This window comes from Hafnia alvei, from assembly GCF_034424155.1.
In the GTDB taxonomy this organism is placed as follows: domain Bacteria; phylum Pseudomonadota; class Gammaproteobacteria; order Enterobacterales; family Enterobacteriaceae; genus Hafnia; species Hafnia alvei.
Window position 1 is genome coordinate 3,504,930 of sequence record NZ_CP139992.1, and the last position, 16,063, is coordinate 3,520,992.

The 16,063-nt window shown below is 49.2% G+C and carries 13 protein-coding genes; 11 read left to right on the forward strand and 2 right to left on the reverse strand.

The window, feature by feature from the left end:
• Positions 1–21: 21 nt before the first annotated feature.
• From hpaX to U0008_RS16405, 4 genes are all read left to right on the forward strand, one after another.
• Positions 22–1,398 carry a 4-hydroxyphenylacetate permease gene (hpaX, locus tag U0008_RS16390; protein ID WP_025800100.1) on the forward strand — a complete coding sequence of 459 codons (1,377 nt, stop codon included), beginning with the start codon at positions 22–24 and terminating at the stop codon, positions 1,396–1,398.
• Between the two features lie 164 nt (positions 1,399–1,562).
• Positions 1,563–2,450 (forward strand): 4-hydroxyphenylacetate catabolism regulatory protein HpaA, encoded by an 888-nt coding sequence (hpaA, locus tag U0008_RS16395; protein ID WP_038502424.1) that lies wholly within the window; start codon positions 1,563–1,565, stop codon positions 2,448–2,450.
• Positions 2,451–2,659: 209 nt separating this feature from the next.
• A complete protein-coding gene (hpaB, locus tag U0008_RS16400) occupies positions 2,660–4,222 on the forward strand; it encodes a 4-hydroxyphenylacetate 3-monooxygenase, oxygenase component (RefSeq protein WP_043495093.1) in 1,563 nt (520 codons plus the stop codon).
• A 19-nt stretch (positions 4,223–4,241) separates the two neighbouring features.
• Positions 4,242–4,754 carry a 4-hydroxyphenylacetate 3-monooxygenase reductase subunit gene (locus U0008_RS16405; protein WP_025800105.1) on the forward strand — a complete coding sequence of 171 codons (513 nt, stop codon included), beginning with the start codon at positions 4,242–4,244 and terminating at the stop codon, positions 4,752–4,754.
• A gap of 66 nt (positions 4,755–4,820) precedes the next feature.
• On the opposite strand, the gene yddG is transcribed toward U0008_RS16405, so the two are convergent.
• Positions 4,821–5,732 (reverse strand): aromatic amino acid DMT transporter YddG, encoded by a 912-nt coding sequence (gene yddG, locus U0008_RS16410; RefSeq protein WP_043495094.1) that lies wholly within the window; start codon positions 5,730–5,732, stop codon positions 4,821–4,823.
• 474 nt (positions 5,733–6,206) lie between these two features.
• On the opposite strand from yddG, the gene exbB reads away from it, so the two are divergent.
• The 6 genes from exbB (at position 6,207) to U0008_RS16440 (ending at position 13,817) form a co-directional block, all read left to right on the forward strand.
• Positions 6,207–7,073: a tonB-system energizer ExbB gene (exbB, locus tag U0008_RS16415; RefSeq protein WP_226929816.1), complete on the forward strand. Its 867-nt coding sequence runs from the start codon at positions 6,207–6,209 to the stop codon at positions 7,071–7,073.
• A 4-nt stretch (positions 7,074–7,077) separates the two neighbouring features.
• Positions 7,078–7,512 carry a TonB system transport protein ExbD gene (gene exbD, locus U0008_RS16420; RefSeq protein ID WP_043495096.1) on the forward strand — a complete coding sequence of 145 codons (435 nt, stop codon included), beginning with the start codon at positions 7,078–7,080 and terminating at the stop codon, positions 7,510–7,512.
• A 78-nt stretch (positions 7,513–7,590) separates the two neighbouring features.
• Positions 7,591–8,472: a ChaN family lipoprotein gene (locus tag U0008_RS16425; RefSeq protein ID WP_043495098.1), complete on the forward strand. Its 882-nt coding sequence runs from the start codon at positions 7,591–7,593 to the stop codon at positions 8,470–8,472.
• 10 nt (positions 8,473–8,482) lie between these two features.
• Complete coding sequence (locus U0008_RS16430; protein WP_043495102.1) at positions 8,483–9,265, forward strand: energy transducer TonB family protein; 783 nt, start codon at positions 8,483–8,485, stop codon at positions 9,263–9,265.
• 140 nt (positions 9,266–9,405) lie between these two features.
• The gene (locus U0008_RS16435) at positions 9,406–11,499 is read left to right on the forward strand and encodes a S9 family peptidase (protein WP_051874174.1); all 2,094 of its coding nucleotides are present in this window, start codon (positions 9,406–9,408) and stop codon (positions 11,497–11,499) included.
• A gap of 53 nt (positions 11,500–11,552) precedes the next feature.
• Positions 11,553–13,817, forward strand: coding sequence for a TonB-dependent receptor domain-containing protein (locus tag U0008_RS16440; protein WP_043495104.1), 2,265 nt, complete (start codon positions 11,553–11,555; stop codon positions 13,815–13,817).
• 63 nt (positions 13,818–13,880) lie between these two features.
• Here U0008_RS16440 and U0008_RS16445 read toward each other — a convergent pair whose 3' ends face one another.
• Positions 13,881–14,207 (reverse strand): YnfA family protein, encoded by a 327-nt coding sequence (locus U0008_RS16445; RefSeq protein ID WP_043495105.1) that lies wholly within the window; start codon positions 14,205–14,207, stop codon positions 13,881–13,883.
• A 277-nt stretch (positions 14,208–14,484) separates the two neighbouring features.
• Here U0008_RS16445 and U0008_RS16450 point away from each other — a divergent pair, with 277 nt between their 5' ends.
• Complete coding sequence (locus U0008_RS16450) at positions 14,485–16,056, forward strand: PTS transporter subunit EIIC (RefSeq protein WP_043495108.1); 1,572 nt, start codon at positions 14,485–14,487, stop codon at positions 16,054–16,056.
• The last annotated feature ends 7 nt before the right edge of the window (positions 16,057–16,063 follow it).

Below are 16,063 nucleotides of genomic sequence, written 5' to 3' on the forward strand. Positions count from 1 at the left end.
TCATTCTGAGGGGAAAGGCAAATGAGCGATTCAACATCAGCGGTATCAAACGAGGTCGAGCCAGCCCATCGGCATAAAAACCTTACAGAACAGCAGCAGCGGGTTATCAACAAACTCTTCCGCCGTCTGATCGTGTTTTTATTCGTACTGTTTGTATTTTCATTTCTCGATCGTATCAATATCGGTTTTGCCGGTTTAACGATGGGAAAAGATCTCGGCCTTAGCTCCACTATGTTTGGGCTCGCGACCACGCTGTTCTATGCCACCTATGTGATTTTCGGCATCCCCAGCAATATTATGCTGGGCATCGTCGGCGCACGTCGTTGGATCGCAACGATCATGGTGCTGTGGGGGCTGGCCTCAACGGCAACCATGTTCGCCACCGGGCCGCACAGTTTATATGTGCTGCGCATGATCGTAGGTATTACCGAAGCGGGCTTCCTGCCGGGTATCTTGGTTTATCTCACCTACTGGTTCCCAGCCTATTTCCGTGCCAGAGCCAATGCGCTGTTTATGATAGCTATGCCCGTTACCACCGCGCTCGGCTCGCTGGTTTCCGGCTATATTTTATCGCTCGACGGCATTTTGAGCCTCAAAGGCTGGCAATGGCTATTTCTGCTGGAGGGTTTCCCATCGGTGCTATTAGGCATCATCGTTTGGTACTACCTTGACGATAAGCCATCGAAAGCCAAATGGTTAACTCAGGAAGATAAAGACTGCCTGCAAGAGATGATGGACAGCGACAATTTGCAGCTGGTACAGCCTGAAGGCGCGCTTAGCCACAATGCCTTACAGCGGCCAAGCATGTGGCGTGAAATTTTCACTCCCATCGTGCTGATGTACACGCTGGCCTATTTCTGCCTCACGAATACGCTGAGCGCCATTAGTATCTGGACGCCCCAAATCATGCAGAGTTTTAACCAATCGAGCAGCAATATCACGATCGGTTTACTCGCTGCTATTCCGCAGTTTTGCACCATCGCGGGAATGATTTGGTGGAGCAAACACTCCGACCGCATGCAGGAACGTAAACACCATACTGCGCTGCCGTTTCTGTTTGCTGCCGTCGGTTGGCTACTGGCTTCCGCAACCGATCACAACATGATCCAGCTGTTGGGGATCATCATGGCCTCCACAGGCTCATTTAGCGCAATGGCGATCTTCTGGACAACGCCCGATCAGTCGATCAGCCTGCGAGCCAGAGCGGTTGGGATCGCGGTAATCAATGCCACCGGCAACATTGGTTCAGCGGTAAGCCCGCTGCTGATTGGCTGGCTTAAAGATCAAACCGGAAACTTCAATTCGGGGCTCTACTTTGTCGCAGGACTGCTGATCGTGGGCGCGATCATTATCTGGTTGATCCCGATGAAAGGCTCACGACCACGTGCAACGCCGTAGGATGTAAAGCTTTCACCCAAACTCCCCCTCTCCGTTCTGAACCAGAGGGAGAGGTTGGCCGAGACACGTGATTAAAATAAGTCTTCGTTATGCTCCCTCCCCTGCAAAGGGGAGGGCTGGGGTGGGGTTCTAGAGGTTAGCGTCACCGCAATCAAGGAATAGCCATGAGCCAAATAACCAATATCGACATCAGCAAAGACTACGACGAAACGCAAGGCTCTGATGATGTACATTACCAGTCATTCGCCCGCATGGCGGCATTCTTTGGGCGGGATATGAAGCCACACCGCCATGATAGTTTTTTCCAAATGCACTTTCTGAATACCGGCCAAATTGAGCTACAGCTCGACGACCACCGCTATTCGGTGCAGGCACCGCTGTTTGTTCTCACGCCGCCCTCGGTGCCACACGCATTTTTCACCGAACCAGACAGCGACGGCCATGTGCTCACCGTTCGCCAAGAGCTGATTTGGCCGCTGCTGGAGGTGCTTTATCCCGGCAAACGTGATGCTTTCGATCTGCCAGGTATTTGCCTATCACTGGCCGATAAGCCTCACGAATTAGCGGCGTTAGACCACTATTGGGCACTGATTGCCCGCGAGTCCACCAGCGAGCTAGGAGGACGCGAACATACGTTGGTACTTTTGGCGCAGGCGGTTTTCACCCTACTGCTACGAAATGTTCCGCTCGATGAACAATCCTCCAGCGGAATGCGTGGAGAAATGCGCGTTTTCCAGCGTCTTAACCAGCTTATCGACGAAAATTTCCGTCTGCATTGGTCTGTGCCGGAATATGCTAATAAGCTCGGGATTACGGAATCGAGGCTGACAGACATCTGCCGACGCTTCGCCAACCGTCCTCCCAAACGGTTGATTTTCGACCGCCAGCTACGCGAGGCCAAACGCCTGCTGCTATTTAGCGACAGTGCCGTGAGTGAAATTGCTTATCAGCTTGGATTTAAAGATCCCGCTTATTTTGCCCGTTTTTTTAATCGGTTAGTTGGCTGTTCACCCAGCGCCTACCGCGCTGAACAGATCGCCGTTTCACACTGAGCCAGCACAAAATTCGTGCTGGATCACATTCTTCCAACAAACCGCCACTCCCGCCTGAAAAGTACCAGTGATTACCTCAAAAGTATCTTCCCGAAACTCGGTTTAAACGCTTCAATTAAGAAACAAAAACAAAACAATAAATTAACAAACAGCCAGTGAACGCCTTTCAGAAGGTCGTTCTTGGATTCTGACCCTACTGTGAGGTAAACATGAAACCTGAAGATTTCCGTGCCGACGCCAAACGCCCGTTAACCGGTGAAGAGTACCTAAAAAGCCTGCAAGATGGCCGTGAGATCTACATCTACGGCGAGCGAGTCAAAGATGTCACCACACACCCCGCATTTCGCAACGCGGCGGCGTCGGTAGGACAACTTTATGACGCACTGCACAAGCCTGAGATGCAGGACAAACTGTGCTGGGGAACCGATACCGGCAGCGGCGGCTATACCCATAAATTCTTCCGCTTTGCGAAAAGCAGCGATGATTTACGCCAGCAGCGCGATGCTATCGCCGAATGGTCACGATTAAGCTACGGCTGGATGGGGCGTACTCCTGATTACAAGGCCGCATTTGGCAGCGCATTAGGCGCAAATCCCGCATTTTATGGGCAGTTTGAAGCCAATGCCCGTCACTGGTATCAGCGTATTCAGGAAACCGGGCTCTATTTCAACCATGCCATCGTCAACCCGCCTATCGATCGCCATAAGCCCGCTGACGAAGTGAAAGACGTCTACATCAAACTCGAAAAAGAAACGGATGCCGGCATTATCGTCAGCGGTGCCAAAGTGGTGGCAACCAACTCAGCGCTCACTCACTACAACATGATCGGTTTTGGTTCTGCTCAGGTCATGGGTGAAAACCCGGATTTTGCGCTGATGTTTGTCGCGCCGATGCACGCCGACGGCGTCAAACTCATTTCACGCGCCTCTTACGAAATGGTCGCAGGCGCAACCGGCTCTCCTTACGACTATCCGCTCTCTAGCCGCTTCGACGAAAACGATGCGATTCTGGTAATGGATAAAGTCCTGATCCCGTGGGAGAACGTGCTGATCTATCGTGACTTCGACCGCTGTCGCCGCTGGACAATGGAAGGTGGCTTTGCGCGCATGTATCCCCTTCAAGCCTGTGTGCGCTTGGCGGTTAAACTCGACTTCATCACCGCGTTGTTGAAAAAGAGTCTGGAATGTACCGGAACTTCTGAGTTCCGCGGCGTACAGGCCGATCTCGGCGAAGTTGTCGCGTGGCGAAATATGTTTTGGGCGCTGAGCGATTCGATGTGTTCGGAAGCCACGCCGTGGGTGAACGGTGCTTATTTACCCGATCACGCCGCGCTACAAACCTACCGCGTCATGGCCCCAATGGCCTATGCCAAAATCAAAAACATTATCGAGCGCAACGTCACCAGCGGCCTGATTTATCTGCCGTCCAGCGCGCGCGATCTGAATAATCCAGAGATAGATAAATACCTCGCCCGCTATGTACGCGGCTCAAACGGCATGGATCACGTTGAACGCATCAAGATTTTAAAACTGATGTGGGACGCCATCGGCAGTGAGTTCGGCGGTCGTCATGAGCTTTATGAAATCAACTACTCAGGCAGCCAAGATGAAATCCGTCTGCAATGTCTGCGTCAGGCACAAACCTCCGGCAATATGGATCGCATGATGGCTATGGTTGATCGCTGTCTGTCGGAATATGACCAGCACGGTTGGACCGTTCCACACCTGCACAATAACAACGATATTAATATGTTAGACAAGCTGCTGAAATAATCAGTAGCGGGAGGCCAGTATGTCTTTAGAAAATGAACACCGTCTACGTTTTCGCGATGCCATGTCCAGCCTATCGGCAGCGGTCAACATCGTGACCACCGATGGCCCTGCGGGTCGCTGTGGGATAACCGCCACCGCCGTCTGCTCGGTAACGGATACACCGCCGTCGCTGATGGTATGCATCAACAGTAACAGCGCGATGAACCCTGTTTTTCAGGAGAACGGCAAACTCTGCGTCAACGTGCTTAGCCATGAGCAAGAACTGATGGCGCGACATTTTGCGGGGATGACGGGCACCAGCATGGAAGAACGCTTTAGCTGGGATATCTGGACCAAAGGCATTCTCGGTCAACCGATGCTGCGCGGAACCCTAGCCAGTCTCGAAGGTGAAATTGAACAGGTACAAACTATCGGTACACATCTGGTGTATTTGGTGCAGATCAAACAGATTACGCTGAGTGAAGCAGGACACGGACTGATTTACTTCAAGCGCCATTTTCATCCGGTGATGCTCGAAGCCGTTGCAGTATAAACTCACCCTAGGCTAATCACATATTGGGCCAAGCAACATCACGTTTGCTTGGCCTTTTTTGGCCGGTTATTTAGCCGTTTTATTCCCCCACTTCGGCTTGGTCGACAGCCAACAAATAATAGCGCCCGCTGTGACGGCGCAAACGCCTAGCCAGAACGTGGGCGGCAACAAAGAAGATAAAATTAGCGAGGCAAATAACGCGGAAAGGATAGGCGTGAAATAAGAGAGCGTCGCTAACAGATTAATATCCCCGCGAATCATACCGATATTCCACGCGGCATAACCAAAGCCCATCGCAGCACCGGCCATAGCGATATAAAACGCGCTGTGCAAAGAGAGAGTAAAACTCTCAGCTCCGCCTAATAACCATTTAATCCACAAACAGACGGCGGTGAGCGCGAAGAACAGCGCCGCTGCATTTTGTCCATTGGCATATTTATTCGTCACAACGCAATACACCGCCCACAGGATCGCGCCAACAAAGGCCAATACATAACTAACCGGATGAGCAACGATATTCTCAGCCATCCCAGAAAGTGAGGCTAATGAACCGCCGCTTATCACCACTGTTACGCCTAATAAAGACAGCAACACACCCAGTAGTAAACTGATTTTTAGCCGGCCACCGCTACACAAAAAAGAGAGCAGCACGGTAAAACTCGGCCATAAATAGTTAATCACGGAAACTTCAATCGACTGAGCTCGCGTGGTGGCATAACCCAGCGCCAAAGAGAGGCAGACTTCATAGCTGGCAAACAAAGCGCCCCCAGCTAACAAATAAACCGGTTTAAAGGCGCGCAGTTTGGGAGAACCCAACAGAATGAAAAGAAATATAGAACCCGCCGTATAGATCAACGCGGCACCTGCTACTGGCCCAACGCCTTCGCTAACGTTACGAATCAAGCCAACGATGGTGCTCCAAAGCAAGATGGCCAAGATGCCACAAGCGTTTGCTTTCGTTCTGCTACTGCTATCCATACTGCCTCGCAGTGAATAAAAGAGAGAGAAAAATTTATCCCAAAAAGATAGCGCTGATTGGGCAGCTCACGTTAAGCATTCTCACGTATTCAGATAGATAAATCCAACAACATCAGCATGGATATTATCTAAATAGCCATAAACAGTGGTGTAGTGGCACACATAAAATCAGCCGATTTATCGTCTAGCCTCAGGAAAAAAAGTATTAAGCACAATATGTTAAATTGAAAATTTATTTTCACCCAAAGAGAAAGCCACAAAAAGACAATATCCACACAATTTATATGACTTAGAAAAATAGATTTATGATCCAAAAGCATTAATTAACCTAAATTTATTCTTAATTCTAAAAATAATTACCCACCTAACTAAATGAGAATGATAATGAGTATCATTTGATCTAAATCTTTGCTAGCATCCTGTCCGCAATAAATGCAGTTCAATCCAATGAAAAAAATAAAACGGAGGCTCCGCATGGCATTAGCGGAAAACTTTTTGGCACAGTTCACCCTTTTTAACGGCAAGTTCAGCAGGATGCTAAAACAATCTCTGGCGCTATTCCTCAGCTTTGGTATAGCCGGATACGCAGGCGCAGACCCCCTTATTAGCGAGCAGGGAAGCAGCATTCAAAACGTTTCTACCGGTGGAATTTCATCGCTGGATCTTTCTATTTTCGGCATGTATCAGCAGGCTGATATTGTGGTGAAAAGCGTGATGATTGGATTAATCGTTATATCCGTTATCACATGGACCATCTTATTTGCCAAAAGTATTGCGCTACTGCGGGCTAAACAACAATTACGGCGCGAATATCGTTTACTGTTTCCATCTAATTCTTTATCCACGGCCTGTGAATTATCGCAGTCCTTCGCCGAGAACAGCATAAGCGCAGCCCTATTACGCGATGCTCAGGATGAAAAACAGCTTTCAACACACGCCTCCGATCTCAACGGTATTAAAGACCGAACCAATTTCCGCCTCGATCGTCGCGTTGCGGCCTATGGTCGCCAGCTTGCCAAAGGCAACGGCTATCTCGCCACCATTGGTGCCGTTGCACCGTTTATCGGCTTATTCGGTACCGTTTGGGGCATCATGAATAGCTTTATCGGCATTGCACATTCGCAAACGACCAATCTGGCCGTCGTTGCGCCGGGCATCGCCGAAGCATTACTCGCTACCGCCATGGGGCTGATTGCCGCGATCCCTGCCGTGGTGATTTACAACCTGTTCAGCCGCATGATTAACGAACATCGCGCACAGGTGGGAGATGCAGCCGCGCAAATTCTGTTGCTGCTGAGCCGCGATCTAGACCTTAACGCGCCCCAAAAGCAGGTGGGATAGCGGTATGGCACTGCACATTCATGATTATTCCGCTGGCGAATCCGCCGAAAGCCGTGAGATTCACGACATCAACGTCACGCCTTTTATCGACGTCATGCTGGTCTTGCTGATTATTTTTATGGTCGCCGCGCCACTGGCAACCGTCGATATTCGCGTGAACTTACCGGCATCCTCGGCCCAGCCGCAGCCACGCCCAGATAAGCCGGTCTATCTGACCATTAAAGCAGATAAACAGCTTTATCTCGGTGATGCGCTAACCACCAGCGATCGGCTCAGCGAGCAGCTCAATGAGCAAACCAAAGCAGACAAGGACACCACCATTTTTCTGCAAGCAGATAAAGCGGTGGACTACGCCACGCTAATGACGGTGATGGATACGCTACGCACGGCGGGTTATCTCAAGGTGGGATTAGTCAGTATGGAATCGGTCGCGCCCTAACCTGCGTTGAGCTAATCCCGACTCATTATTAAACATTTTATAATATAGCGGCCAAGCGGCCGCCTTTAGGCCAAAGACATGAGCACACTATTTAGCCTTAAGTCTCTGATTATATTAGCCACATTAGCACTCAGTGCATGCAGCCAACCAACATTGACTCGACCATCACGCGCATCCGCGTTGAACGATGTAAACACCTTGGGCACCATCATCGATTTGCACAACGGTGAAACCCTAACCAGCCAGGAGTTACTCACGCGTGTCGCGCCGCAGCCACGGCTTATCGTCGGAGAAAAACACGATAACGCGCAGCATCACCTGATTGAAATGTGGTTGATCAAAAATCTTCCGCAACAGCGCCCACAGGGCAGCGTACTGCTAGAAATGCTGACCATCGATCAACAGCCACGCGTCGATCAGCTCAAAAAATGGTTAAAAGACGATCCGATGGTGCGCGAAGGTCGTATTCAGACCTTGATAAACTGGCAACAAGGCTGGCCTTGGGAGATGTATCACGGCGTCGTGATGCAAACCTTGCGTGCCCCTTACCCTCTACTGGTAGCGAATCTCTCCCGCGAACAGGTGCAGTCTTTATATAAAAACCCACAGCTTCCCGCTGGAAAAATCTCCACCGCGCCACAGGTACAAAACGCGATTCGTGAAACCATCGTCACGATGCACGATGGGAAAATCGAACCCGCGCAGTTAAAAGCGATGCTCGCCATTCAACAGCAGCGCGATCGGTTTATGGCGCAGCAGCTTCTTGCAGCTCCAGCGCCAGCCATGCTGATTGCCGGTGGCTACCACGCAGCAAAAACCATGGGCGTTCCGCTGCATATGCAAGATCTCGCCCCCTCATCACGCCCGATCGTTTTGATGCTGGCAGAGACAGGTATGAATATTACCTTGGCGCAGGCTGATTACGTTTGGTACGTCCCTCAGCCAAAAACTGAGCAGTAAGTAAACCACTATGGATATTCTCTATAACGCACAGCCTAAATGGGGCCGCTGGTTTATCTTCGCGCTGGCGGTTCATGGCACACTTTTAGCGGCATTAGTTTGGCGTCCATCGGATGCCACTCCGCCCTATCAACCGCCTCCGGCGGTAATGCTGCAGTGGGCTGAAACCATCCAAGCGCCTGCTTCCCCTACGCCGTTGCCGATTGGCATTGCTCAACAGCAGTCAGCGGCGGCAGAGGAAAAACAACAGGTTAAGGATAAAGCGCAGCCAAAGCTGGTGGTAGCAAAAGAAGCCATCATAGAGGTGGCAAAGCAGAAAAAATCGGCTGACGGAGAAAAGAAAAAGCCGCGCCCGATAAATAAGATTAAAGATCAAACCAGCGATGCCAGCCATGCCGCCATAGCCAGCAACGCAGCACCTCAGGCAAATACGCTATCACCCAACATTGCGGCACCGTTCAACAGCGATGCCACCAAGCGTAATAGCGAAAAAGTTTCGTGGGAAAGCTTGGTTAAGGGTCATCTAAACCGATATAAAAAGTATCCCCTTGATGCCCGCCGACGCGCTCGTACTGGCCTCGCCGTGGTGACGTTCACCGTAAATGCGGCAGGTTTCGTGCAGGGTAATCAGCTCTATGCCTCATCCGGCACCATTTCGTTGGATCGTGAGGCGGTCGAAGTGTTAGAGCGAGCCCAGCCGCTGCCAAAACCACCGGCGGAAATATTAAACGGCGGACTTTATAGCGTAAGAATGCCGATCAACTTTGATTTAGCGGAATTAAAACAGCAGTAAGTCATCGCGGCTGGCACTAATAAATCACTTATTTTCATGCTGAAATTTTCTGGCAGGGCACTCTATCGCCCAAAAAACCAAAAGGACGCACCATGCGTGAATTGTGGCAAAAACTTTTGTTATTAATGACGCTCACGGCGATGTGCTCTTGGCACGTATCTGCCGCTGAATTATTTTCTCCTGAGCCACTGGCGGCCAATCTACAGCCGCCGCAGGCGAAGAAAATCCCCAAAACGATCATCGAACATGGCGATCGACGTATCGACAACTATTTTTGGCTGCGTGATGAGAGCCGCGCCAATCCAAACGTGTTACGCTATTTGCAAGATGAAAATCGTTATGCCAACGCGGTATTAGAACCGTATTCCGCACAGTACGACGCCTTATATCGCGAGATGGTCGGCCGCATGAGCCCTGAAGATCGCTCCGTGCCTTATCAACGTAACGGCTATCGCTATCAGGACGTGTATCTGTCAGGTAAAAATTTTGCCGTGACTCAGCGCCAGCCGCTGGCGGGCAGCACCGTGTGGCAAACGCTGATTGATGGAAATCTGCGTGCGGCAGGCCAAGCTTACTATCGCGTAGGTGGGCTGGAGATCAGCCAAGATAATCAGATGATGGCCGTTGCCGAAGATACCCAAGGCCGACGCCAATACCGTATTTCGCTGCGAAATTTACATAACGGACAGTGGCTCACCGACGTTATCGAAAACACATCAGGCAATATGCTTTGGTCAAATGATGGACTTACCCTATTTTATGTCCGCAATCATCCACAAACGCTGGTGCCGTATCAGGTTTACCACCACCGCGTCGGCACGCCGCTAACACAAGATCAACTGGTTTATCAGGAAAATGACGGCGGTTTTTATCTTAGCCTGTCACGCTCGGCATCTAACCGCTACTTGCTAATAACCCTAAGCGCCAGCACGTCGTCTGAAGTGCGTTTATTAGATGCTGACCAAGCGGATACGCCGCCCGTATTATTTACCGCACGCCAGCCAAACGTTGAATATTATCTGGATCACTTCAACGACACGTTTTATCTGCGCTCCAACCGTGAAAATGCCAATTTTGGTTTATACCAAACCAACGCGATGGGTCATTCATGGCAGCCGTTAGTTGCCCCACAACCCAATAAAATGATCGAAGGTTTTACCTTATTCAAAGATTGGCTAGTCGTAGCTGAACGCAGTGATGGCCTGAGCCAGATACGCAAAATCAACTGGAAATCTCACGCCGAAGACATCTTGCCCTTCGACGATGCCAGCTATATGGCGTGGTTAGGCTATAACCCTGAGCCACAGTCCGATCGTTTACGCTACGGCTATTCGTCGATGACGACGCCAACGAGCACCTACGAATGGGATTTAGCCAGCGGCAAACGCACGCTGCTTAAGCGTCAGGAAGTGAAAAATACCCAGCCACAGGACTATCACAGCGAGCGAATTTGGATCACCGCACGCGACGGCGTGAAAGTACCGGTATCCTTGGTTTACAACAAAAAAATGTTCAAGGCCAAACAAAGTCCGTTACTGGTTTATGGCTATGGCGCCTACGGTATGAGTATGGATCCCGCCTTCAGCGCGAATCGTCTTAGCCTACTGGATCGCGGTTTCGTTTTCGCCATGATTCACGTTCGCGGCGGCGGCGAGCTCGGTCAGCAATGGTATGAACAGGGAAAACTGGCGAATAAGCCCAACAGTTTCAATGACTTTATCGATGCAACACACGGCTTGGTGGAACACGGTTTTGGTCAGCCTGGTCGGCTGTATGCCATGGGCGGCAGCGCCGGAGGGCTATTGGTTGGCGCGGTCATGAATCAACAGCCGGAGCTATTTAACGCCATTGTTGCACAGGTTCCTTTTGTTGACGTCGTCACCACCCTGCTTGATGACACCCTCCCCCTCACGCTCGGTGAATATGATGAATGGGGAAATCCACATCGGCTGGCTGATTATCAGCAAATGAAGGCCTACAGCCCCTACGACAATATAAAGCCTATGCGCTATCCCAACTTATTAGTGACCACCGGCCTCAACGATTCGCAGGTGCAATATTGGGAACCTGCAAAATGGATTGCCAAACTGCGAGAGAATCAATTAGGAACCGGAAAAATATTATTACTGACCGATATGCAGGCTGGACACGGCGGTAAATCAGGTCGGCTCAAGCGAGTAGAAAATACCGCGCTGGAATATAACTTTATTCTGGCCGTAGATAATCAACGCTGAGACAACCGAGCAAAGAAAATAAAAATAGACTGACAGTACCTTTAAGGGGACATATGAAACTCAATAAAATAGCCGGCGTGATCGGCTCGGGCATGCTATTGCTCAGCGCAAGCAGTTACGCACAACAAGCCAGTGAAGAAAGCAGCGGAGAAAAAAAAGGCTCAGCGGTATTTTCTCCACTTAATGTCTCGGCCGGTAAAATAACCAGCGAGCAAGAAGCCTTGGAAAAAACAGGGGCCGTCAGCTCACGCGACACCAATAAAAACTTGGAATCTCTCGACGCAACGTTACGCAGCATGCCCGGGACCTATACCCAAATCGATCCCGGCCAAGGCTCGGTTAGCGTGAATATTCGTGGGATGAGCGGTTTTGGCCGCGTAAACACCATGGTCGATGGCATTACGCAAAGCTTTTACGGCACCTCGACCTCCGGCACCGCCGTGCACGGCTCTACCAACAGTCAGGCTGGCGTGCTTATCGACCCCAACTTCCTCGTTGGCGTTGACGTGACTCGCGGCGACAGCAGCGGTTCCTCTGGGGTAAACGCCCTAGCGGGCAGTGCCAATCTGCGCACGATTGGCGTTGATGACGTGGTGTTTGCTGGGAATCCTTTTGGCGTGCGCTCACGCTTTTCCGTCGGTAGCAACGGCATTGGCCGCAGCGGAATGATAGCCGCCGCAGGCAAAACCGATGCTTTTACGGATACCGGCAGTTTTGGTGCCATGGCCGCCATCAGCGGCAGCTCGGTCTATTCCAACTTTAACAACGGCGATGGAATTAATAGCGAAGAGTTCGGCTATGACGAATTCATGAAGCAGAATCCAAAGTCACAGCTGTATAAAATGGATATCAAACCGAATGAGTTTAATAGCTTTGAACTCTCCGCCCGAACTTATCAAAATAAGTTTTCACGCCGCGACATCACCAGCGACGATTATTACATCAAGTATCACTACACGCCGTTCTCTGAATTAATTGATTTCAACGTCACGGCCAGTACCAGCCGCAGCGACCAAAAATATCAAGACGGATCGTTGTACACGTTTTATAGCACGTCAGCGCGTAACCGTTCTAATGCGCTGGATGTGAATAACACCAGCCGCTTCACGCTCGGTAATAACGATCTGGCTTTTACCATCGGCAGCAAACTGATGCGTACCCGCTATGACAAACTGATCAAATCCAACGCGGGTGATCCACAGTCTTCGCAAGAATCAATTGAAAACAATCCTTTTGCCCCGTCGGGCGATCAAGATATTTCAGCGCTGTATACCGGGCTTGAAATCAAGCGCGGAATTTATCAAGCTAATTTTAATCTTAACTACACTCAGAATAAGATCAGCGGTTTCAAACCCGCCTGCGATCCGCGAGTTATCTGTGTTCCACAGGGGGAATACAATGTTGATCAAAAAGAGAGTGGTTATAATCCTTCAGTAGAACTCTCTGCACAGGTAACACCGTGGCTCCAGCCGTTCGTAAGCTACAGCAAATCAATGCGTGCACCCAATATTCAGGAGATGTTTTTCTCTAACTCCGGCGGTGCATCAATGAACCCGTTCTTAAAACCAGAAAGTGCCGAAACCTATCAGGCCGGTTTTAATATTAAGGCGCACAGCCTATTGGTTGATGAAGATTTACTGCGCTTAAAAGCCTTGGTCTATCGTAGCAAGATTAAAAACTACATATTCAGTGAGTCATATTTAGTCTGCACCAACGGTCGTAAATGCAATATGACTGAAGTTAACGGCAATGACTGGGCTGACGTTAGCGACTACACCGACAATATGTACATCTACGTGAACTCCCAATCACTGGTACGAGCTCACGGTTTTGAATTAGAAATGGATTACGACGCGGGCTACGCGTTTGCACGTTTGGCTTATAGCCAGCAACACACCGACCAACCAACGTCGATTGCCAGCACCTATTTTGGCGCGGGGGATATTACCGAGCTGCCAAGAAAATATATGACGCTCGATACTGGTGTCAGATTCCTAGACAATTCATTAACCGTTGGCAGCATTATTAAATACACCGGAAAATCACGTCGCTTATCACCTAATTTTGATTTTGACGAGAAAACCGGCGCGGTGGTGAAGGAAGACCTCCCACAGATCCCAACCATCATCGATCTCTACAGCACTTATGAGATCAACCGCAACGTGATGCTTAAACTCAGCGTACAAAACCTGATGAATAAAAACTATTCTGAAGCATTGAACAAGCTCAATATGATGCCAATACAGGGTGATGACAGCACGGCGGCCAATACGGCTCGAGGCAGAACTTATATTTTTGGTGGGGAAATTCGCTTCTAATCACCACGCCGTCATGCTGAATATTTCGGCATGACGGCATTAATATTGCCGGCTCCTCATTGATTACGAAGGCTGCAACACAATTACCGCCATACCTATCAGCGCAACGCAGGCACCAACCATATCCCAGCGGGTTAATTCAACACCGTCAACAAAGCGTAGCCAAAGCAACGCAACGCCAATGTATACTCCACCGTAGGCCGCATAGGTTCGACCCGCCGCAGTGGGATGTAGTGTCAGTAACCAAGCAAAAACAACCAAGCTCAACGCAGCTGGCAGCAATAACCATAGCGGCTTATGTTGCTTCAAAACTAAATAAGGCAAATAGCACCCAACGATCTCTGCGATCGCCGTCAGGCTAAATAATAAGAATGTTTTAACAATTAGCATTAGGGTATTTTTACCTAAAGGTCATGATACGTAGGCAGTTAACCCATTTTGCCCTGAAAAATATATTTTATCCACGTCTCATCTATTTACCCCTACTTATTAGCCGCACTATTACAAAGGCCTATAACGCATTAATTTGAAACAGGTATGCATTTTATGGCTATTTGTACCTATTTTTCGCAACGTGTTTCTTTTCGCCAAGGCCATTGCTATAACGTCATCACTGGAAGTGAATTTATTATAACAAACACCCCCTATTAATAATAAAGGAACAGCTATGTCTAGAATACGGCAACGTACTCTGGAGAGTATGCAAAAATTCTCTAGGGCGATGATCGGTGCAGTGCTGTTTTTGCCAGTCATAGGTTTAATTCTGGCATTAAGTTCAATTTTAACCAACCCAACGCTTATTTCTGAAACTAGCTTTCTTCATCAACTTGGTCAGCTATTAGGAGACACCTTCTGGCCACTGTTTGGTAATCTTGGTTTACTCTTTTGTGTCGGTATTAGCTATGGATTAGCAAAGGACAAAAAAACAGAAGTCGCCTTAGTTTCCGTTATGTGCTTCATTATGTTTTTAGGTGCCAACCACTCTTGGTTGGAGTATACCCACGGCATTGCCAATAAAATAAACGGTGAATATTACGGAACAGGACAAACTCAAATATTAGGGTTTGTGGTTGTTGATATGGGGATATTCCTCGGTATTATTCTTGGCTGCACCATTGCATGGGTACATAATAAAGTCTCGCAAATAGAGCTCCCTGGCGCGTTATCTATGTATGGCGGCGCAAAGCTAACGCTTATCGCCATGACGCCGGTTGTTATTATCTACGCCATGGCTTTCACTTGGTTCTGGCCATTTATGACTCACGGCATTGCGGCGTTAACCGGCTTTATGAAAAACGCAGGCGTTGCTGGAGTATTTGTTTATGGTTTCTTCGAGAAATTTTTAATCCCTACCGGCCTACACCATTTCGTGTGGTCGCCTTTCCAACTTACGCAAATCGGCGGTTCGCTGACGGTCGATGGGCAGACGGTTTCTGGCACTCAGGCCATCTTCCTTGCGTATATGCGCCATCCCGATTTAACACCGATGATGAACGATGCTCTGCGTTTCTCCCAGCAAGGTATGACCACTATTTTCGGCCTGTCTGGCGCTGCACTGGCGTTTTATCACACCGCGAAGCCAGAAAAGAAAATGCTCGCGAAAGCCGTTTTATTACCGGCTATTATTACCTCAATTCTGACCGGAATTACTGAGCCTATTGAGTTTACATTCCTATTTATCTCACCGCTTCTGTGGGTTATTCACGCCACATTAACCGCAGCATCACAGGCTATTTGCGATCTGCTACAGGTGAGGCCATGGGGAGCATCTGGCTTAATTGAGTTTTTAGCCTATAACCTACCACTACCCGTTTCGCTGACACGCTGGCCACTTTATATCGTGATTGGCATTGGACAGTTTATTGCTTATTACGTGATATTCCGCACCGTGGTCGTGAAATTAAAGCTTAAAACACCGGGTCGCGAAGACGATGATGATGTGAAGCTGTATAACAAAAAAGATTATCAAGAAAAAATTCAGCAGGAAAAGAAAAATACGGGCTCACAGGCCGATGAAATTATTAAAGGACTCGGTGGAAAACATAACATTATTTCTGTCGATAATTGCTTTACCCGTTTACGCGTTGCTATTCATGATTTAACTATCGTCGATGACGCTGCTTTAAAAGCAACCGGTGCGAATGGCGTGGTGCGTAATAGCAATGAAGTTCAAGTTATTTACGGTGTCAAAGTTGGACAAGTACGCTCGAAAGTTGATACCTGGCTGGCTAATAATTAAATTGGGA

Coding starts and splice junctions, on each gene's coding strand:
- hpaA (WP_038502424.1), top strand. CDS start 1,563: ATGAGCCAAATAACCAATATCGACATCAGCAAAGACTACGACGAAACG.
- U0008_RS16430 (WP_043495102.1), top strand. CDS start 8,483: ATGGATATTCTCTATAACGCACAGCCTAAATGGGGCCGCTGGTTTATC.
- exbB (WP_226929816.1), top strand. CDS start 6,207: ATGGCATTAGCGGAAAACTTTTTGGCACAGTTCACCCTTTTTAACGGC.
- U0008_RS16445 (WP_043495105.1), bottom strand. CDS start 14,207: ATGCTAATTGTTAAAACATTCTTATTATTTAGCCTGACGGCGATCGCA.
- U0008_RS16435 (WP_051874174.1), top strand. CDS start 9,406: ATGTGCTCTTGGCACGTATCTGCCGCTGAATTATTTTCTCCTGAGCCA.
- hpaB (WP_043495093.1), top strand. CDS start 2,660: ATGAAACCTGAAGATTTCCGTGCCGACGCCAAACGCCCGTTAACCGGT.
- U0008_RS16440 (WP_043495104.1), top strand. CDS start 11,553: ATGAAACTCAATAAAATAGCCGGCGTGATCGGCTCGGGCATGCTATTG.
- exbD (WP_043495096.1), top strand. CDS start 7,078: ATGGCACTGCACATTCATGATTATTCCGCTGGCGAATCCGCCGAAAGC.
- yddG (WP_043495094.1), bottom strand. CDS start 5,732: ATGGATAGCAGTAGCAGAACGAAAGCAAACGCTTGTGGCATCTTGGCC.
- U0008_RS16405 (WP_025800105.1), top strand. CDS start 4,242: ATGTCTTTAGAAAATGAACACCGTCTACGTTTTCGCGATGCCATGTCC.
- U0008_RS16425 (WP_043495098.1), top strand. CDS start 7,591: ATGAGCACACTATTTAGCCTTAAGTCTCTGATTATATTAGCCACATTA.
- U0008_RS16450 (WP_043495108.1), top strand. CDS start 14,485: ATGTCTAGAATACGGCAACGTACTCTGGAGAGTATGCAAAAATTCTCT.
- hpaX (WP_025800100.1), top strand. CDS start 22: ATGAGCGATTCAACATCAGCGGTATCAAACGAGGTCGAGCCAGCCCAT.